13 protein-coding genes are annotated in these 18402 nt (G+C 42.2%); 10 read left to right on the top strand and 3 right to left on the bottom strand.

What is annotated here, in order from left to right; all coding sequences use genetic code 11:
* Positions 1-83: 83 nt before the first annotated feature.
* Positions 84-1052 carry a DUF1822 family protein gene (locus HG267_RS30305; RefSeq protein ID WP_045873112.1) on the bottom strand — a complete coding sequence of 323 codons (969 nt, stop codon included), beginning with the start codon at positions 1050-1052 and terminating at the stop codon, positions 84-86.
* A gap of 1702 nt (positions 1053-2754) precedes the next feature.
* Entirely contained in the window at positions 2755-5499 is a 2745-nt protein-coding gene (locus tag HG267_RS30300) for a CHAT domain-containing protein (protein ID WP_045873111.1), read from the bottom strand.
* 814 nt (positions 5500-6313) lie between these two features.
* On the opposite strand from HG267_RS30300, the gene HG267_RS30295 reads away from it, so the two are divergent.
* Positions 6314-6511 carry a hypothetical protein gene (locus tag HG267_RS30295; RefSeq protein ID WP_045873109.1) on the top strand — a complete coding sequence of 66 codons (198 nt, stop codon included), beginning with the start codon at positions 6314-6316 and terminating at the stop codon, positions 6509-6511.
* A gap of 283 nt (positions 6512-6794) precedes the next feature.
* On the opposite strand, the gene HG267_RS30290 is transcribed toward HG267_RS30295, so the two are convergent.
* Positions 6795-6953, bottom strand: a complete 159-nt coding sequence (locus HG267_RS30290) for a hypothetical protein (protein ID WP_155539524.1) — start codon at positions 6951-6953, stop codon at positions 6795-6797.
* A gap of 308 nt (positions 6954-7261) precedes the next feature.
* Here HG267_RS30290 and HG267_RS30285 point away from each other — a divergent pair, with 308 nt between their 5' ends.
* From HG267_RS30285 to proC, 9 genes are all read left to right on the top strand, one after another.
* Positions 7262-7630, top strand: a complete 369-nt coding sequence (locus tag HG267_RS30285; RefSeq protein ID WP_045873107.1) for a hypothetical protein — start codon at positions 7262-7264, stop codon at positions 7628-7630.
* A 170-nt stretch (positions 7631-7800) separates the two neighbouring features.
* Positions 7801-9528, top strand: coding sequence for an ArnT family glycosyltransferase (locus HG267_RS30280; protein ID WP_045873106.1), 1728 nt, complete (start codon positions 7801-7803; stop codon positions 9526-9528).
* Between the two features lie 680 nt (positions 9529-10208).
* On the top strand, positions 10209-11570 hold the full coding sequence (gene der / locus HG267_RS30275) for a ribosome biogenesis GTPase Der (protein WP_045873105.1): 1362 nt from the start codon (positions 10209-10211) through the stop codon (positions 11568-11570).
* A gap of 106 nt (positions 11571-11676) precedes the next feature.
* Positions 11677-12603 carry an energy-coupling factor transporter transmembrane component T family protein gene (locus HG267_RS30270; RefSeq protein WP_045873104.1) on the top strand — a complete coding sequence of 309 codons (927 nt, stop codon included), beginning with the start codon at positions 11677-11679 and terminating at the stop codon, positions 12601-12603.
* Positions 12604-12713: 110 nt separating this feature from the next.
* Positions 12714-14237 carry an anthranilate synthase component I gene (locus HG267_RS30265; RefSeq protein WP_045873244.1) on the top strand — a complete coding sequence of 508 codons (1524 nt, stop codon included), beginning with the start codon at positions 12714-12716 and terminating at the stop codon, positions 14235-14237.
* Positions 14238-14757: 520 nt separating this feature from the next.
* Positions 14758-15036 (top strand): transcriptional coactivator PipX, encoded by a 279-nt coding sequence (gene pipX / locus HG267_RS30260; RefSeq protein ID WP_045873103.1) that lies wholly within the window; start codon positions 14758-14760, stop codon positions 15034-15036.
* Positions 15037-15767: 731 nt separating this feature from the next.
* On the top strand, positions 15768-16445 hold the full coding sequence (locus HG267_RS30255) for a YggS family pyridoxal phosphate-dependent enzyme (RefSeq protein WP_045873243.1): 678 nt from the start codon (positions 15768-15770) through the stop codon (positions 16443-16445).
* 366 nt (positions 16446-16811) lie between these two features.
* Complete coding sequence (locus tag HG267_RS30250; protein ID WP_045873102.1) at positions 16812-17402, top strand: cell division protein SepF; 591 nt, start codon at positions 16812-16814, stop codon at positions 17400-17402.
* A 160-nt stretch (positions 17403-17562) separates the two neighbouring features.
* The gene (proC, locus tag HG267_RS30245; RefSeq protein ID WP_045873101.1) at positions 17563-18384 is read left to right on the top strand and encodes a pyrroline-5-carboxylate reductase; all 822 of its coding nucleotides are present in this window, start codon (positions 17563-17565) and stop codon (positions 18382-18384) included.
* The last annotated feature ends 18 nt before the right edge of the window (positions 18385-18402 follow it).

The raw sequence follows: 18402 nt of genomic DNA, 5'->3' as shown, positions 1-18402 counted from the left end.
CCTAGAATTTTGAATCACCCTGTGTGTTAAAAATATTACATCCCTATTACCAATTACTGACAATGGGGAAAGTAGCTGCACCTTCAGATCACAAACTGTTCTGTAATACTGATATCATTAAATGCTACTCTGACGCTAAATATTTCTTTAGTCACACCGCGAAACTGTAACTGAATGTAATTGTCGGCGCTTCTGGCTTGCGCTTCTAAAAATACTGCGCCTGAATCATCTAAAACTGTGAGTTGCACTCCTGCTGGTAAAAAATTTAACTTCCCTGTGGGATGTAACTGCAGGCGAATATGGGTTTTGTCGTTAGCTTGGGGGCAAAGTTCCACAATCAACATCAGGGGTTTATCGGCAATTTGAATGCCAAAATCCATCAATTTTGCCCGCCTCGTAATTGTTTCTAGCCGATGGGAAGTTTCTTGTTCAAAAGTTTCCGGGCCGCGAAACCCATAAGCTAATTCAGGTGCTTGAGAATTCCACAATGCTTCGACAGTTTGCCAACTGGATTCAAATATACCAGCAAACCACTGACTTAAATTTACTGGCTTGCTGGCTGAAGATAGTTTTAATTGTGCTAAATGTTCAATGAAAGCTTCAGGAGATTTTAATTTACTCAAAGACAGTTCTTCCGTATCCACACTGGCTACAAAACCCAGCAATTTTGCTTCTTGTAGAGATTCATCAATTTGTATAACTATGTAACCTATGCGTTCTTCCCATGTTTCTGGGGGAACAGCACAAGTATTTGCTAAAACACCAACAGGGCGACATTCCAAACGACCTAGTCCGGGTATAACTAAGTCGGCGATATCTGCAAATAATCGCATTGCAGGATTCCAGCTATCACCAGCGCTGAGATTTGTTTCAATCTCCATCATTTGCAAATAGTCATTTACTACCAACACAGCTAAGGTATTTAGCCTCACTTGTGCTGCTTTTTCGGGAGTTGGTTGTTGGTTGGCAAACTTTTGAGCAATTGTGCGTGCTGCTTGAGCGATCGGCAAGGGTACAGAGAAATTATCTAGGTTATAAGTGGTGTAAGTCATGTAGTTAAGTCCCCAGTGATCAATGCTGCTATACACATATCAACTGCATTCACTAAATTTATGCCAAAAAATTTGAATTATTAAATTTTTGTGATCAAGAAGTAAATTTCATAATTTCGCTCAATTATGAATAAATTATGAATAATGAACTATTGATTATCAACTATCAATTATCAATTCCAACACTCCTTGAAAGCGACTATTTCAATTTAGTCATGATCGATGATATAGGAATCATATTTGATTGCTGCAAAGCTAGGAATAGCTTAGACAAATTTTGGATTTTAGATTTTGGATTTTAGATTGAAGACCATGAAAACAATGCTGTTACAGAGGCCTTAATTACTTCTTGCTTCATTTGAAAGTGTTGAGTAAAAATCCCGTTCTCACTTTCATATATGGCTGTCTTCTTCCTAAAGAAGTATTTTTACTTAGGTTGATATGAAACAGGAAAGAAAAGGATGAGAGAGCAGAGCAAGCAGAAGCGGTAGGGGAAGAAATCATTGGTGTCAACTTAACGTGAAACCCGCTCTTGTGCAAGGTTTCGCCCTCACCCCCAGCCCCTCTCCCTCTGGGAGAGGGGAGCCAGAGATTTAGTTCCCCTTCTCCTGCGGGAGAAGGGGTTAGGGGATGAGGGCGCGAGTTATTTGTACAACGCCCGCCCTATACGCTTTTAGCTTAAGTTGACACCAATGGGAATAAATCCCCATTCCCCTTTGGTTGCAAGGTTTCGCCCTCACCCCCAGCCCCTCTCCCTCTGGGAGAGGGGAGCCAGAGATTTAGTTCCCCTTCTCCTGCGGGAGAAGGGGTTAGGGGATGAGGGCGCGAGGTATTTGTACAACGCCCGCCCTATATAGCTTTTCGCTTAAGTTGACACCAATGGGAATAAATCCCCATTCCCCTTTGGTTGCAAGGTTTCGCCCTCACCCCCAGCCCCTCTCCCTCTGGGAGAGGGGAGCCAGAGATTTAGTTCCCCTTCTCCTGCGGGAGAAGGGGTTAGGGGATGAGGGCGCGAGGGATTTGTACAACGCCCGCCCTATACGCTTTTAGCTTAAGTTGACACCAATGGGAATAAATCCCCATTCCCCTTTGGTTGCAAGGTTTCGCCCTCACCCCCAGCCCATCTCCCTGTGGGAGATGGGAGCAAGAGATTTAGTTCCCCTTCTCCTGCGGGAGAAGGGGTTAGGGGATGAGGGCGCGAGGGATTTGTACAACGCCCGCCCTATATCGCTTTTAGCTTAAGTTGACACCAATGGGAATAAATCCCCATTCCCCTTTGGTTGCAAGGTTTCGCCCTCACCCCCAGCCCCTCTCCCTGTGGGAGAGGGGAGCCAGAGATTTAGTTCCCCTTCTCCTGCGGGAGAAGGGGTTAGGGGATGAGGGCGCGAGGTATTTGTACAACGCCCGCCCTATATAGCTTTTCGCTTAAGTTGACACCAATGGGAATAAATCCCCATTCCCCTTTGGTTGCAAGGTTTCGCCCTCACCCCCAGCCCATCTCCCTGTGGGAGATGGGAGCAAGAGATTTAGTTCCCCTTCTCCTGCGGGAGAAGGGGTTAGGGGATGAGGGCGCGAGGGATTTGTACAACGCCCGCCCTATATCGCTTTTAGCTTAAGTTGACACCAATGGGAATAAATCCCCATTCCCCATTCCCCATTACCCCTTATCCCCAGAGGGGGCCCCGAGTTCCCCAATCCCCAATTACAGCCAATTCCCAATTAATACATAAGCCGACCAATAGGAAGGTGCTTTGTAACTAGAGTTTTGCAATAATTTTAACTGGGCATGACGGAGAGCTTGGGCTTTAGTAACTTTCTTGCTTTGCAGTTGTTGATAGAAATCACCTACAAATATGGCTGTGGATTGATCGTCAATTTGCCATAAAGATGCTACGGTACTGCGCGCTCCAGCTCTGACTGCGGTTCCAGCTAAACCCAGTGCGGCGCGGTGATCGCCGGCGGCGGTTTGACAAGCGCTCAATACTAATAATTCCACTGGTTCTGGTTTAGTTTCATCCCGTGTACGGAGTAGGCGATCAAATTGCTTGACATTGATGGCACCGTCAGCAGCTAAGATAAAGGTGTCTTCAGCGCGGGAGCTAAATTGTCCGTGAGTTGCCAAATGTAGGATGTTAAAGGGGACTTGATTAACTTCCTTTGCTAATGCCTTTTGGGTAAATTTTTCATCTAAGAGATTAGTTGTAGAAACTCCAGCTTGAGCAATTAAACCCACTTCCGATTTAATTGCAGGTAACGGTGAGAAGTTGGGGAAGTCTGGCGGAGGTTCTGTTAATCCAGCAGTTAAGGCTCGCAATTGCTGTTTTTCTATGGGTTTGGGATCAAGTAATTGTAATCCCACACTGAGAGCGATCGCATATTTCTCGATTAAATATTGTTTGCCATCGTAGAGTGATGCCATTGGCAAGTTGCGTAATGCGCCATCTAGTACGAATACGAGGGTATTGACTTTGTTTTCTGGCAATTGCGATTCAATAGGCTTAATTAGCCAATCATAAACCTGTTTTCCTTGGGTTTTAACAGCGTTAAGCGCAGTCGGACTAACCAAATTTCTTCGCAGTTCTGCCAAGACTTGGTTAACTTCCCCTTGGGGAACTTTGGTACTGTAATGCTGTAGGGGTTTTTGGGGAATTTTGACAATTACCTGAATTTCTTCTGGGAGAATAATTGGATAAAGAATTGCTGCATTGGGATTATCTTTATCTACTACTTGATCTAACGCCACACTCTGTCCTAAAAGACAAGCTTCGCGAAAGAAGTTATCTAATTCTGCTAACTGTAAAGCTTCGATGCGCTGGCGTGCTTTATCTAAAATTTTATCGTTAGCTTTTCCCGCTTGGGATTCCAGCAACAACTCTACAGACTCTCGATAGACTGGTTCCACACTATCGCGGAAGCTAAATTGCACATCTTGATTAATTGCAACTAAATCCCGGCGCAGAGAATTGAGAGTTGCTACCGCTCCATCATAAGCTGCGATCGCTTTTGTTAAATCTTTTTGTGCCCAAAAAATTCTGCCTAATTGCCACTCTAAACGATAAGCTATTTCCGGTGCGTTGTTGGTTTGCGCTAAGACTAATGCTTGTTTAGTCAGCTTTTGCGCCTCTTGCCAATTTTGGGCTTGCTCGTTCAAATTAGCTAAACTGCCTAAAGCATAAGCCTCTGTTTTTTGATCTCCCAAATTGCGAGATTGTTGAATAGCGGTGGTGAGTTGCAGAGACGCGATTAATCGCGTCTGTACAAGAGTGCTGAGGAGCCAGTGCGTTGCGGAGGACAGTTGCGTGGGCGGGTTTCCCGACTTGAGCAAACTGTCCGTTGGGGTTCCCCCCGTTGTAGCAACTGGCGTTGCTGAGTGGGGAGTGGGGAGTTTGTTGAGGCTTTGGGCGAAGTTAATAGCGGCGTAAATACTTGCACGGCTGGGGGGGAGTTGTGCAAGCTGGGATTGAATGGCGGGTACTAGAGTTTCGGCTGTGGAATGCTGTTTATCTGCGATGAGTAGGCTGAGAAGATTTAGCTGTGCCTGTACTTTGGTTAAAGGTGAAGGGGATAATTGCAGAGCTTCCTGATAATAAGCGATCGCATCTGTTGTTTGCTGCTGTGTGCGGGCGTTGTTCCCTAAACTCACAAGAATCGCCCCAAGCTCTGCATTTGATGGTAAACTCTTGGCAATTTCTTGGCTTTGCTTTAACACCGCTTCCGATTTTTTCCCATCACCTATGGCTAACAGACTATCGCCAAGCGATCGCAATCCCACTGCTTTTTCTATGGAGTTTGGTTGCGATTGTAATTTTTGATGCGCTTCTTCTAGTATTTCTACAGCCCGCAAGTAAGCGCCTTGGCTTCTCCAAGCCTGTGCTTGATTAATTAGCGTCCGCACTACGCCAGGTTCGTACTTTAGCTGCGTATAAATTTTTGCTGCTTGTTGCCAGGTTATTAAAGCCGCCTCCGCTTGTCCCGTGGCTAATTGCAAGCGTCCTTGAATATCTAAAGATTGAGCGAATATTTGCAGACTTTGGCTATTTTGTTCTGTATTGAGCAAATTTAAACTGTCTGTAATTGCCTTTTGTGCTTCCTGCCAAGCACCGAGTTGCTGGTAAGCTAGGGAAAGATTACTCAAAGTGGCAGCTTGTTTGATGCGATCGCCTTGAGTTTGATATTCCTTGACAGCTTGCTGCAATACCTGCACTGCCTCACTAAAATTGCCTGCATCGTAAAGCAATTTACCCTGTTGCAGTAGGGAAGCTGGATTGGCAATTTCCTTGACAATCGGTTGAGATGAAGCAGCAATTCCCGGAACTACCGCCATAATTGGTGAACTCAAACTGCATAGCAAAGCCATAATAAAGTAAATAAACAGGCGGAAAAATTTGATTTTTCGCCTATTTTCACCGGAATAACTGGCTATAGACAATTGAGTTAATTTCTTCATGGGATAGATTGTCAGCCTATTTACAGCAGAGTCTGCAATCAAATCCTACAGGAATAGGGTCACTTTGATAAGCACCTCATAACGCTCGCCTGCAACTAAAGAAGTCACGATAGTTAGGTAGTCATAACTCCACAAGATGTAAAAATTTTTGCGTTTTAGGGACTTCCAAATAAAAAAATATCCCAGTATTTATTGTGGGGTGGACATCTTGTCCGCCCAGCTTATGTGGCGGGCAAGATGCCCGCCCCACAAGATGGAAGAATTTATTTCTTGGAAATCCCTTATATTTTTTTATCATCAGTAGGGTGGAATATAACTTAACTTTAGCGGTATTTAGATCCCCGACTTTTTCAAAAAGTCGGGGATCTGGGAAGCAATGTTTACTTAAGTAAATGCTATTCATTAGTAGTGGACTAACACACCTAAAATGAGGCATTAGATTTGATTAAATTAACCGCAGATAAACGCCGATAAACGCCGATAAACGCCGATGAATTTTTGATATTGCATCAAATTCTTGAGCAAGGTACAACGAAGTCCAACAGTCTGCTTTTAGCTAGCTAATAAATGTCGAAAACGACTGTTGTTCATAGTTTTTTAGAGAAATATTTAAATTTTGTCTCCCCATATATTTACCTGAAGCATATAATCCTCTAAACATTATTAAATATTTTAATCAATTTATATGTAGCAAAAATCTACCAAAATATGGCATTTTAGTTAATAAGCTAACTCAGCCTAAAATTTTAAATTATTTTACGGAAAATTAACGTCATTTTAACACTAGAAAAAGAAGTTAACATTTTTATTAAAGATGGAAACCGTACAATTTAGTGAACTTAAGATTAATGAAATATATAAAATTGAGTTCCTCAACGGCTACAAATTACAGGGTAAATTTATAGGCATTAAAAGTGGACGTTACTATTTTTTAGATGACAAAGGACAGAAATTCTCTTTCACCAACAACACTATTGTGCATCTGCGCTTTTATAAATCTCATGCTGAATAAAGTGTAATTGCAGAATCGCCAAGCCTAAACCAGACTAATCGCCGGGATGCGATCGCACATTCTAACTCAAATACCAATAGTACAGATAATTTTAAGGGCAAGGCAGTGCCCAGTCGTGTCAACTTAACGTGAAACCCTCTTGGTTGGAAGGTTTCGCCCTCACCCTGTGCCCCTCTCCCACAGGGAGAAGGGAGCCAGAGATTTAGTTCCCCTTCTCCTGCGGGAGAAGGGGTTAGGGGATGAGGGCGCGAGGTATTTGTACAACGCCCGCCCTATATCGCTTTTAGCTGAAGTTGACACCTATGGGCAGTGCCTTGCCCCTACCTGCGACATTGTATATTGAAAGTAAAATGAATGCGATCGCTTTGTAAACTAGCACTTGCAATTCACAAACTAGCACTTGCAACTCGTAAACTTGCTTTTGCAACTCGCAAACTAACACTTGCAACTCTTAAACTTGCTTTTGCAACTCACAAACTAACACTTGCAACTCACAAACTAACACTTGCAACTCACAAACTAACACTTGCAACTTGTAAACTTGCTTTTGCAACTCGTAAACTTGCTTTTGCAGTTAATTTCCGGAAATATACTCTTATTTATGAATTTTGCTCATACTATTGCTAGCAAACTTCTGTAGCTTCACTGTGGCTAGTACATTTATTCATTGCGTATCTTAAAGGTATCTAAGGAACTCCGTATTAAGCATTATCAGGGTTCTTCATATCAAAATTTCAACAGGAAAACTTTATGGCGCAAAAGAGACGCAATTCCATCGCACTCACCAAAGCTGAACGACGGATTGAAGGGATGCAGATGATCAATTCTGACTTAGACTTTGGTAATGGGTTATCAATCGCCAGTTATCAAAATAAAATTTTGGAGATTCGAGATAAGTTAACCGCCTATAACCAAGCAAAAACAATGGTGGAGACAACACACTCTGCATTAGTAGCAGCAGAAAGTGAGTTGAATATGATTTCTGAGCAAATGCTGCTGAGTGTTGCATCTCGCTATGGCAAAACTAGTGATGAGTATGGCATGGCTGGTGGAACACGCAGGATATATAGAAAGAAAGCACGTCCAGCAGTTCCAACAACATTGACTACGGATAAATAATTAAAAATTTGCAATTACTTGCATTAGCCAGCAAAGAGGTAAATTGAAAAAATTTGCCTCTTTACTTGTGTAAAAAACCAAAATGAACGATGATTTACCCAAAATACGTGCCTGCACTACCTCCTGCCGTTTTTTAGCTCCGTCGAACTCACGTTATATAAACAAAATTTATGCTTAAGTATCAACAGGTTGATATCAAAAATATTGTAATAATAATTGCTACATGGATTGTCCTAGTCATTCTCGTAAACCCTATCGGGGATTTTCCTCTCAACGATGACTGGGCTTATGGTTGGAGTGTAAAAACTTTACTAGAAACAGGTAATTTTCAACTTTCAGACTGGACTGCGACAAACCTATTATCTCAAGTTATCTGGGGAGCGCTGTTTTGTCTACCTTTTGGTTTTTCATTTACAGCACTTCGACTCTCAACTTTAACTTTAGGATTAATTGGTGTTCTCACCACTTATGGTCTATTGAGAGAAGTTAATACTAGCCCTAAAATTTCTCTGCTTGGAGCACTTATAATTGCTCTAAATCCTTTATATTTTGCGCTCTCTAACTCATTTATGAGTGATGTTCCTTCATTTACATTCACATTTGTATCTTTATATTTTTTAATTAGAGGTCTTAAAAGAGAGTCAAATATTGAATTTTTTTTGGGTGTATTAATTTCTTTTATATCTATTCTTAATCGTCAGTTGGGTTTATTAATTCTTCCAACATTTAGTTTAGCGTACCTGATAAAAAAAGGTTTCAAAATTAGAACCTTTATTGAAGCTATAACTCCAACTATTCTAGGGATAGCTTTGTATATATCCTATCCTCGTTGGTTACAGGCAACAGACCGAGCTCCTATCCTTTACAACTTTCAGAGTCATAAATTAGTAGAGACTTTTTCAAAAAGTTTTTTAGAAATTGTTGCAATTTACTCTAAAAATATATTATTAATCTCAGTATATTTAGGATTATTTATTTTCCCTTTTTTAATTCTTAATTTTTCTATACAATTTAAAAACTTTTCTCTTCGTCAAAAACAAATTAGTCTTTTTTTCAGTTTTTTTATAGTCGCCATAATTTCAGTGTATTGTTTAGCTAAACACCAGCGAATGCCTTTTGTAGGCAATGTTATAGAATCTTTTGGTTTAGGTCCTCAAACAATAAATGGTTATAGCGCTTTCTTAAATCCAAATCTTACTTTAATAACTTTAATTTCTAGAGTTTGGCAGATACTAACATTAGTAAGTATGGTTGGTGTTGCTTTATTGTTTCAGTGCTTATTTTTGGCTCTACTCCAAGTATTTAACCAAAAGACAGACTTAAATCGAAAGTGGCTGTTAATGTTAACTATTTCTAGTATTATTCTATTCTTTTTACCAATTGCTGGATTAAAAGGTTTTTGGTTTGATCGCTACCTCATTATTTTCTTGCCATTTTTATTGATGCTTATTTCAATGGCAATCACAAATTATAGTAAAAATAAGCTTACATTGAGAGCAGCTTCTATCTGCTTAATGATGCTTTTGTTCTATGGCGGATTCACCATCACTGCAACCCATGATTATCTGTTATGGAACCGTGTTAGATGGCAAGCTGTCAACGATTTGATGCAAACATCCCAAATATTGCCCAATCAAATAAACGGCGGATTTGAATTTAAAGGTTGGTATTTTGGGAATAAGCTGGAAATATGCAATCCTAAATATCATAAAAGTTCCGCATATACTAGAGTTAATTGGAATGACTTCACTTGCCTTTGGGGTAGTGATAATTATAAATATAGTCTTTCTTTTGTACCTAATATTGGTTATGAAATAGAGAAAAAATATTCTTTTAGAAGATGGCTGCCTTGGAGGAAAGAAGACCTATATCTTTTACGTAAAAAAACAAAAATTTAAAATACAGTAGATTGCAAATTTGTGAGCCAGTAAATTAGCTTCCAAACTTGACCGAGACAATTTTGGATTTTAGATTTTAGATTAAATCTAAAAATAAAATCCAAAAAACGGTTTCAAGCCTACGCCAGTTGCTTTATGTCGGGAAACCCGCCCACGAGAGTGGCTCACGCCACTTCTCTCAAGTCGGGAAACCCGCCCACGAGAGTGGCTCCTCCGTTTACGAAGAAGGAGCAAAAAAATCATTCAATACTTAAGTTCGTAGGGTGTGTTATGCCGTAGGCTAACGCACCTTGTTGTTGATGATGCGTCGGTGCGTTGCGCTGCGCGACAACACACCCTACATTTAAATTCTTTCTCACGTCTCTTGGCGATCGCAATTATCCCCAACTATCAAAGCCTTGTCATTAGCTAATGATTTTCAGACTCAGCGTCGGTGCGTTGCGCTGCGCGACAACACACCCTACATTTAAATTCTTGAGTAAATATACCTCGTGCTGCAAGAAATGGGCAAAGGGAAAAGGTTAAATGGGAAAGGGAAAATCCAAACCCTTTCCCCCTTCCCCTTTCCCCTTTCCCCAACTTCTACAAAAAGTCTATTGACCTAAGCAATTAAATCAAGACTTAAAGTAGCTAAAATGTAAAAACGTGATATATTACGTCTCTTACTTAATCCTGGTTTTATGGCACTGCCAATTGTTGCAATTATCGGTCGCCCCAATGTGGGCAAATCTACCCTGGTTAATCGTCTCGCCGGGGAACAAACGGCGATAGTCCATGATGAACCAGGAGTAACGCGCGATCGCACTTATATGCCATCTTATTGGAGCGATCGCGAATTTTTGGTTGTCGATACAGGTGGCTTGGTCTTTAATGATGATACGGAATTTTTACCACTGATTCGCCAACAAGCAATGACGGCGCTAACCGAAGCGAGTGCGGCTATTTTTGTGGTTGATGGGCAAACTGGGCCTTCTCACGCTGATGAAGAAATTGCAGAGTGGTTACGTCAACACCCTGTACCTGTACTGTTGGCTGTTAATAAATGTGAATCTCCCGAACAAGGATTAATCCAAGCTGCAGAATTTTGGCAATTAGGCTTAGGTGAACCTTACCCAATTTCTGCAATTCATGGTAGTGGTACAGGCGAATTGCTGGATGAGTTAATTAAGCACATTCCCCAGGTAACAGATGTACCGGAAACCAATGAAATCAAAGTAGCAATTATTGGTCGCCCCAACGTTGGTAAATCTAGTTTATTAAACGCTTTTGTGGGAGAAGAAAGAGCGATTGTCAGTCCCATTTCTGGTACAACCCGCGATGCGATTGATACCATGTTTGAGCGGGATGGACAAACCTATCGCTTGATTGATACTGCTGGTATTCGCAAAAAGAAAAGCATAGAATACGGCACAGAATTCTTTAGTATTAACCGCGCTTTCAAAGCAATTCGCCGCGCCGATGTGGTGTTAATGGTAATTGACGCTTTAGACGGAGTTACCGAACAAGACCAAAAATTAGCAGGACGAGTGATTGATGAAGGGAGAGCTTGTATAGTTGTAGTCAATAAATGGGATGCTGTGGAAAAAGACTCCTACACCATTTATGACTATGAAAAGACTATGCAATCCCGGTTGCATTTTACCGAATGGGCAGACACAATATTTGTCAGTGCTTTAACAGGACAACGCGTCGAGAAAATTTTAGAATTAGTCAATCAAGCTGCAGAATCGCACAAACGCCGTGTCAGCACATCTGTAATTAACGAAGTTTTAGAAGATGCAGTCAGTTGGCATTCACCACCAACCTCACGGGGTGGGCGACAAGGTAGAATTTATTACGGTACTCAAGTCAGTAGCCAACCACCCACGATCGCACTGTTCGTTAACGATGCAAAACGCTTTAACGAAAACTACCGCCGCTACATCGAAAGACAATTCCGCCAACAACTAGGATTTAAAGGCACTCCCATTCGTTTATTGTGGCGCAGTAAGAAAGTCCGTGATGCTGAAGTTGCTAGTATCAATCGTGCTACCCGCGTTTAAAATTTTGGATTTTGGATTTTAGATTTTAGACTGGAGTGGACTAACTGGAAATCAGAAGCTTTCATACCTAACACAGGCTTAATAATCTAAAATCTAAAATTGCCACATGGATTTACTGCGATCGCTACCTCTGGGACTTTATTTAGAAGAACCTCAAACTTGGCTGCATAGAATTGATCCCCGCGTCAAGTTTGCTTGGTTGATGAGTTTACTCACCAGTTATTTATTTGCCCCTATCGAATGGCGGGTACTGCTGGTCATAGTATTGATTTTTGTGACTCTCACTGCCAGAATTCCTAAAAGAGTATGGCAGCAGCAAATGGGCTGGTTATTACTATTGTCGGTTCTTGTTTTATTAATTGCCGCTATCAGCCCAGATGGTTTAGGTGTAAATTATCAGCCCCGTCTCCCAGCCAACGAGCAAATTTTAACTCAGCCATCCACTGCCAAGCCGCCAAATATTGATGAAAAAGCAGAATTTGGCAATAAAGAATATAGATATGTGTTATTTCACCAAGGGCCAGTCAAAGTCAATCGCCGTTCTTTAGATTTAGCGGTGCGCTTAAGTACAATTTTATTTACCGTAATTTATAGTACTAACCTCTACCTGCTAACCACAGCGCCAGAAGAAATTACAGCAGGTTTAGAAAGCTTAATGCAACCACTGCGACGGCTGAAATTACCTGTAACAGAAGTAGCTTTAACTTTAACTTTATCTTTGCGGTTTATTCCTCTAGTCTTAGAAGAAGTGCAGAATTTAGTGCGATCGGTAATGACTAGGGCGATTAATTGGAAAAAGCTAGGAATCAAAGGCGCAGTCAAGCTTTGGATGATTGTAGCAGAAAGATTATTAGAAAATTTGCTACTCCGTGCCGAACAAATGGCGAGTGCAATGATGGTGCGCGGTTTTACCAGCCCTAACGAGCATCGCGTATTGTGGCATGACTTACGCTTAAAAAGGTGGGACTGGCTAGCGATCGCAATTTTAAGTTTATTTTGGGGCGTGCGCTTATTACTCGGCATCCAGGTTTAAGTTTCAGACAGCGATTGCGAAACAGCCGCGATGATGGACGGAATCTCAACTCCGACAACCTCTAACCCTTTGTTAATTACGAATTACGAATTACGAATTAGTAATTTATGATGACCCACCCTTGGTATTGGCGATCGCTTCCTTTAAAAAATCGTACTGGTTCCGAAGTATTCGCGGCTCTGTTTCGCCCCAATAATAACTCTGAAATCGCCACCCTACTAGAAAGCACCTACCCCACCCCAAAAAACCATCCCCAACTCAATCGCTATTCTATTTGTGCCGGCGCACCTCGCATTATCAATGGTGTCCCCCAAATGTGGACACCCACACTAGGAAAAGTTCTACCCTTTTTATCCGATTTACTACAAACCAGAGGAATCGGACAACAAATAATTTCCCCCTCATCCCCCCCTCACCTCCCCTTCACCGGCGGTTGGCTGGGATGGTTGGGTTATGACATAGCTTGGGAAATTGAACAACTACCGCAAAATAAATGCGATCGCTTGCCGTTTCCTGTAGCTTTTTGGTATGAACCAGATTGTTTCGCCATTTTGGATCACGCCGAACAAACTCTTTGGCTAGCGGCTAGCGATGAGAGTCAACTCGATGATTTACAAGAAAAATTAGCTAAAAAAGCCGCAATTCTCCATCAGGAATCCGTAGAAAACAATCGCAAAATTTCAAATTACGCTATTTCCCCCCGCTTCCACACATCACAATCAGATTACGAGACAGCCGTTAACCAAGCGAAAAAATATATTCAGGCGGGAGACATTTTTCAAGCAAATTTGTCATTGCGATTTGAAGCCACCACAAACGCTTCTGGTTGGTCAATTTATCAAACATTGCAGCAAATCAATCCTTCTCCTTTCGCTAGTTATTGGCAAACACCTTGGGGAGAAGTAATGAGCTGTTCACCAGAAAGGCTAGTATTATTGCAAAACGGCCAAGCCGAAACTCGACCAATCGCCGGGACGCGATCGCGGGGGATCACGCCAGAACAAGACATTCAGCTAGCACAAGAATTGCTGAGTAACACCAAAGAACGCGCCGAACACATCATGCTAGTGGATTTGGAACGCAACGACTTAGGGCGAGTTTGTGAATGGGGAACTGTCTGTGTTGATGAATTGCTAACAATTGAGCGCTATAGCCACGTGATGCATCTTGTTAGTAATGTTAAAGGCAACTTAAAGAGCGATCGCACCGCTATCGATTTAATTCGCGCCCTCTTCCCTGGTGGCACAATTACAGGGTGTCCCAAAGTTCGTTGCATGGAAATTATTGAAGAACTGGAACCAGTACGGCGTAGTTTATTCTACGGTTCCTGCGGTTATTTAGATTGGCGAGGCAACTTAGACTTAAATATTTTAATTCGCACCCTCTTATTAGCAAAAGCCCCAGGGGAACAGGGGAGCAGCGAAAATGATATTAACTCAGCACTCCCAACTCCTCACTCAGCACTCACAACTCCCCACTCAGCACTCAGCACTCAGCACTCCCAACTCAACATCGTTTGGGGACAAGTTGGCGCAGGTATTGTCGCTGATAGTGATCCTGAGCGAGAATGGTATGAATCTCTGCACAAAGCTCAGGCACAATTGGTAGCACTGAATATGCTAAATCATCAATAGTGTACCCTTGGCGATTGTGTGCCAACAGGCGAAAATTATGGCAGCATTAAAAGAGGTTTATGCACACAGAAGTCTAAGGGCTGAATTTTATCTTGAGAAACCTTGCATGACGTATCCCTTGGTCGTTCTTTACAGGAGATAAAATGGCTGATATTTTCTGAGCCTTACCCTACATAGCACCTGAATGTAGGTTTCCTAGGCGAACTTGCCATTACTCTTGTTGTTGTCCCCTACTAGTACAGCAGGCGCAAACACCAAACTAGCAACTCAAAATTAGCGAAAAGCTTATTTAATCAACTTTTTGGTGCCTTAATTTTGAGTTTCGCGTAGCGCTACTAGCTTCAATACTGCCTTAAAAACACTAGATCAAGGGCTTGGCAAACACCACTCTACAGCAAACATTGTTGTATTTCGCGTAAATTTGCACAAATATTCTCACGAAAGCGGTGTATCATCGTCTGAATGTTTGTACTAAAACTGCGGAAAGATATAAAAAATAGACGCTTACCTTGACCACTAAATGAATTCAGAAAACTCAGAAACTTACATAAATCATCCAACTTGGGGTCTCCTTTACAGAATCTGTATGGTTGACGAGACCCAGGATTTGTTCACTACACTTTATGCCCAACGTTTATTTTTTTTGGTAACAAATGACATCAAAGGTATAAAATTTCAGCCCATAGGCCGCACCGAAGCCAGAATGATGTTGGAAAATCGCTTGCGTACTCTGCGTCGCACCGGGCATTCTCAGGAGTACGATCTGCTTCACGGTGTTTTCCAACGCACATTCCAATAGGGAGCAGGGGAGCAGGGGAGCAGGGGAGCAGGGGAGCTAATCTTCACTCTTGTACAAACGCGATTCATCGCGCATACGTGTCAACTTAAGTAGTTAAACAAAATTAATTACACAATGTCATTGCGAATGGAGCGGAGCGTAATGAAGCAATCGCAAGGGTTGAGATTGCTTTGCTGCGCTCGCAATGACTGTAATTAATTTTGCGTGGTTACTTAACGTGAAACCCGCTTTGTGCAAAGGTTTCGCCCTCACCCCCAGCCCCTCTCCCTCAGTGAGCTACGGTGTACACACAAGTACTCTCCGCATACGTTTCAGGGATTTCAAGCCCCTGAAATCGTCATTGCGAGGAGGAACGACGAAGCAATCGCTTGGTGCTCTTATTGCTTCTCTTCGAGACGCTACGCGAACGCTTCGCTCGCAATGACAGGTTTTGAGCGATTTTTATCTGAGTTTAAAACTCCCTTCCAGGTAGGATTTCAAGACTTCTGTGTACACCGTAGCTTCTCCAGGGGGAGAAGGGGTTAGGGGATGAGGGCGTGAGGTATTTGTACAACGCCCGCCCTATATCGCTTTTAGCTTAAGTTGACACCAATATTCATCGCGTCTCTCCAACTCGCAATGAATCGCGTCTCTTCAACTCAGCACTTTGCTAGACCTAGAAACTGCTGTAATGTAGGGGATCGTTAATTTTGAATTTTGGATTGTGAATTGTGAATTCCGATCGCAGCGAAGTGACTAGTTCAATTGGCGAACGTATTACCAAAATTAGCTCCTCCCTACCTTCCTCGGTACGGTTGATTGCAGTTAGCAAAACAGTGTCGGCGGAAATGATGCGCTCTGCATACGCCGCAGGAATCCGCGATTTTGCCGAAAGCCGGATTCAAGAAGCCGCGAAAAAGCAAGCTCAATTACAAGATTTAAGCGATATTACCTGGCACTTTATTGGGCATTTGCAAAGCAACAAAGCCAAAAAAGCCCTAGAACAATTTTCCTGGATTCACTCTGTTGATAATTTGCAGTTAGCACAGCGCTTGGATCAAATAGCAGAACAATTAGGGGTAACTCCTAATGTCTGTCTGCAAGTTAAAATTCTTCCCGATCCCAACAAAGGCGGCTGGACTATACCACAACTGTTAAATGACTTATCCGTAATTAATCAATATAAAAATTTACATATTCAAGGTTTAATGACAATTCCGCCTTTAGGATTAAATGAAGCGGAAATTTTAAATGTATTTAATACTACTCGCGACCTGGCAAAAACCATTAGAGATCAACACTGGTCACACATTGAGATGCAGCACTTGTCGATGGGGATGTCTGGTGATTATCACCTAGCCGTACAAGCAGGAGCAACGATGGTAAGGTTAGGAACCATCTTGTTTGGCGATCGCACTGAGCAGATATAAGAATATTAGTTAATAACTTGTAAGTATTGGTATCAGAAGCTTTCAGCCGTTTTTGAGAAGACTTCTCAAAGAGACCATTGCAATAAGTAACAAAAGATATAGTTTTGCCACAAGTTTGATCCCCGAAAAATGGGGTGGAAATTAACTTTCATTCGGAGAAACATTAGTATATAATCTTGACTCATTATCGCGTTTAGGTAATCATGCAGATGCAGTCAACAACATCTGTTCTGCACCTAAGCCTGTAGTAGAAACTACCTCTAGTACTAAAATTGCTGAATAAGGCATCCATGTAGCGATCAAAGCTAGCTACATTGATTTATAGTCAGGTAAAAATAAAGCTAAATTGCACCAGGAGCGTACACAATGAACAATATATTTTCTAAACTAAGAGACTTTGTTGGACTAAATGAACAAGTAGAATACGAATACTACGAAGAAGAACCAGAAACCGAAAGCTACCAAAATCTCTATCAAGAAGAGAATCCCCAACCGGCACCCCAAGAACCTGCTGCGCCAAATCGACGTTGGCGGGAACCCATGCCTACAATGGGTAATGACGTAGCGACAGGGTCAAAATCAATGGGGAATGTGATAGGTATGCCAGGAGCAATTAACGGAATTTCGGAAGTATTAGTACTTGAGCCACGCACATTTGAAGAAATGCCTCAAGCTATTCAAGCTTTGCGCGAGCGCAAATCAGTAGTATTAAATTTAACAATTATGGATCCCGACCAAGCTCAACGGGCGGTAGATTTTGTAGCAGGTGGTACATACGCATTAGATGGACATCAAGAACGTATTGGAGAAAGTATCTTTTTGTTTACACCCAGCTGTGTGCAAGTTAGCACTCATGGCGGAGTTATTCACGAAGTACCACAACCACCCGCACGTCCTCGGACAACAACTCCTACTCCAGCATGGGGCAATGAAGTTAACCGGATGGCAGCACAATAAAGGTAAAGTAGTCAAGGGTCAAGGTCAAAAGTAAAAAGTAAAAAGTAAAAAGTAAAAAGAAAGATAAATTTAATATTTATTTTGCCTTTTAACTTTTGCCTTATTTTGACTTTTGACTCTGGACTCATAAAGTATTGACTATTGGTTATTTGACTAATTAATGACTATTAAATTTGGTTTAATTGGTGGCGGGGTAATGGGAGAAGCGCTATTATCCCGCCTTATTGCGCGTGAAATTTATCAACCATCAGAAGTTATAGTTAGCGAACCCCAACCTGCGCGCCAGAATTTTTTAAAACAACAATATAACGTGGCGGTAACTACCGATAATCGCCTGATTTTAGAGCAAACTCAGGAAGTTGTATTATTGGCTGTGAAACCGCAAGTGTTCAGTGCGATCGCCCAAGAAGTAGCAGAGATGATCGACCTGAAAATTACTGAACACTCACCCCTATTAATTTCTATTTTGGCAGGTGTGCCTTTAAGTCAGCTAGAAGCTGCATTTCCTAGCTTACCAGTCATTAGAGCCATGCCCAATACACCCGCCACAGTCGGCGCAGGAATGACAGCAATTTGCTCAGGTGCTTACACCAACCCCAAACATCACCAAATAGCCCAGCAAATATTTGCCGCCGTGGGAGAAGTGGTAGAAGTTTCAGAATACTTAATGGATGCAGTCACAGGACTATCCGGAAGCGGCCCGGCTTACGTAGCCTTGATGGTAGAAGCACTTGCTGACGGCGGAGTAGCCGCAGGGTTACCCAGAGCGATCGCCAATCAACTAGCCCTACAAACAGTCCTCGGAACCGCCACACTCTTACACGAGAGCAAAATGCACCCCGCAGAACTCAAAGATAGAGTTACCAGCCCCGGTGGTACCACAATAGCTGGTATCGCCCAACTAGAAAAAGGCGCATTCCGTTCCGCCTTAATCGAAGCAGTGAGAGCCGCCACAGAGCGATCGCAGGAATTGGGGAAGTGAGGGGTTGGGGATTGGGGA

The sequence above is a fragment of the Tolypothrix sp. PCC 7601 genome (genome assembly GCF_025677855.1).
Taxonomy (GTDB): Bacteria; Cyanobacteriota; Cyanobacteriia; order Cyanobacteriales; family Nostocaceae; genus Aulosira; species Aulosira diplosiphon.
The sequence above is the reverse complement of the archived record's forward strand: the minus strand, read 5'-3'. Positions and strand labels throughout refer to the sequence as shown.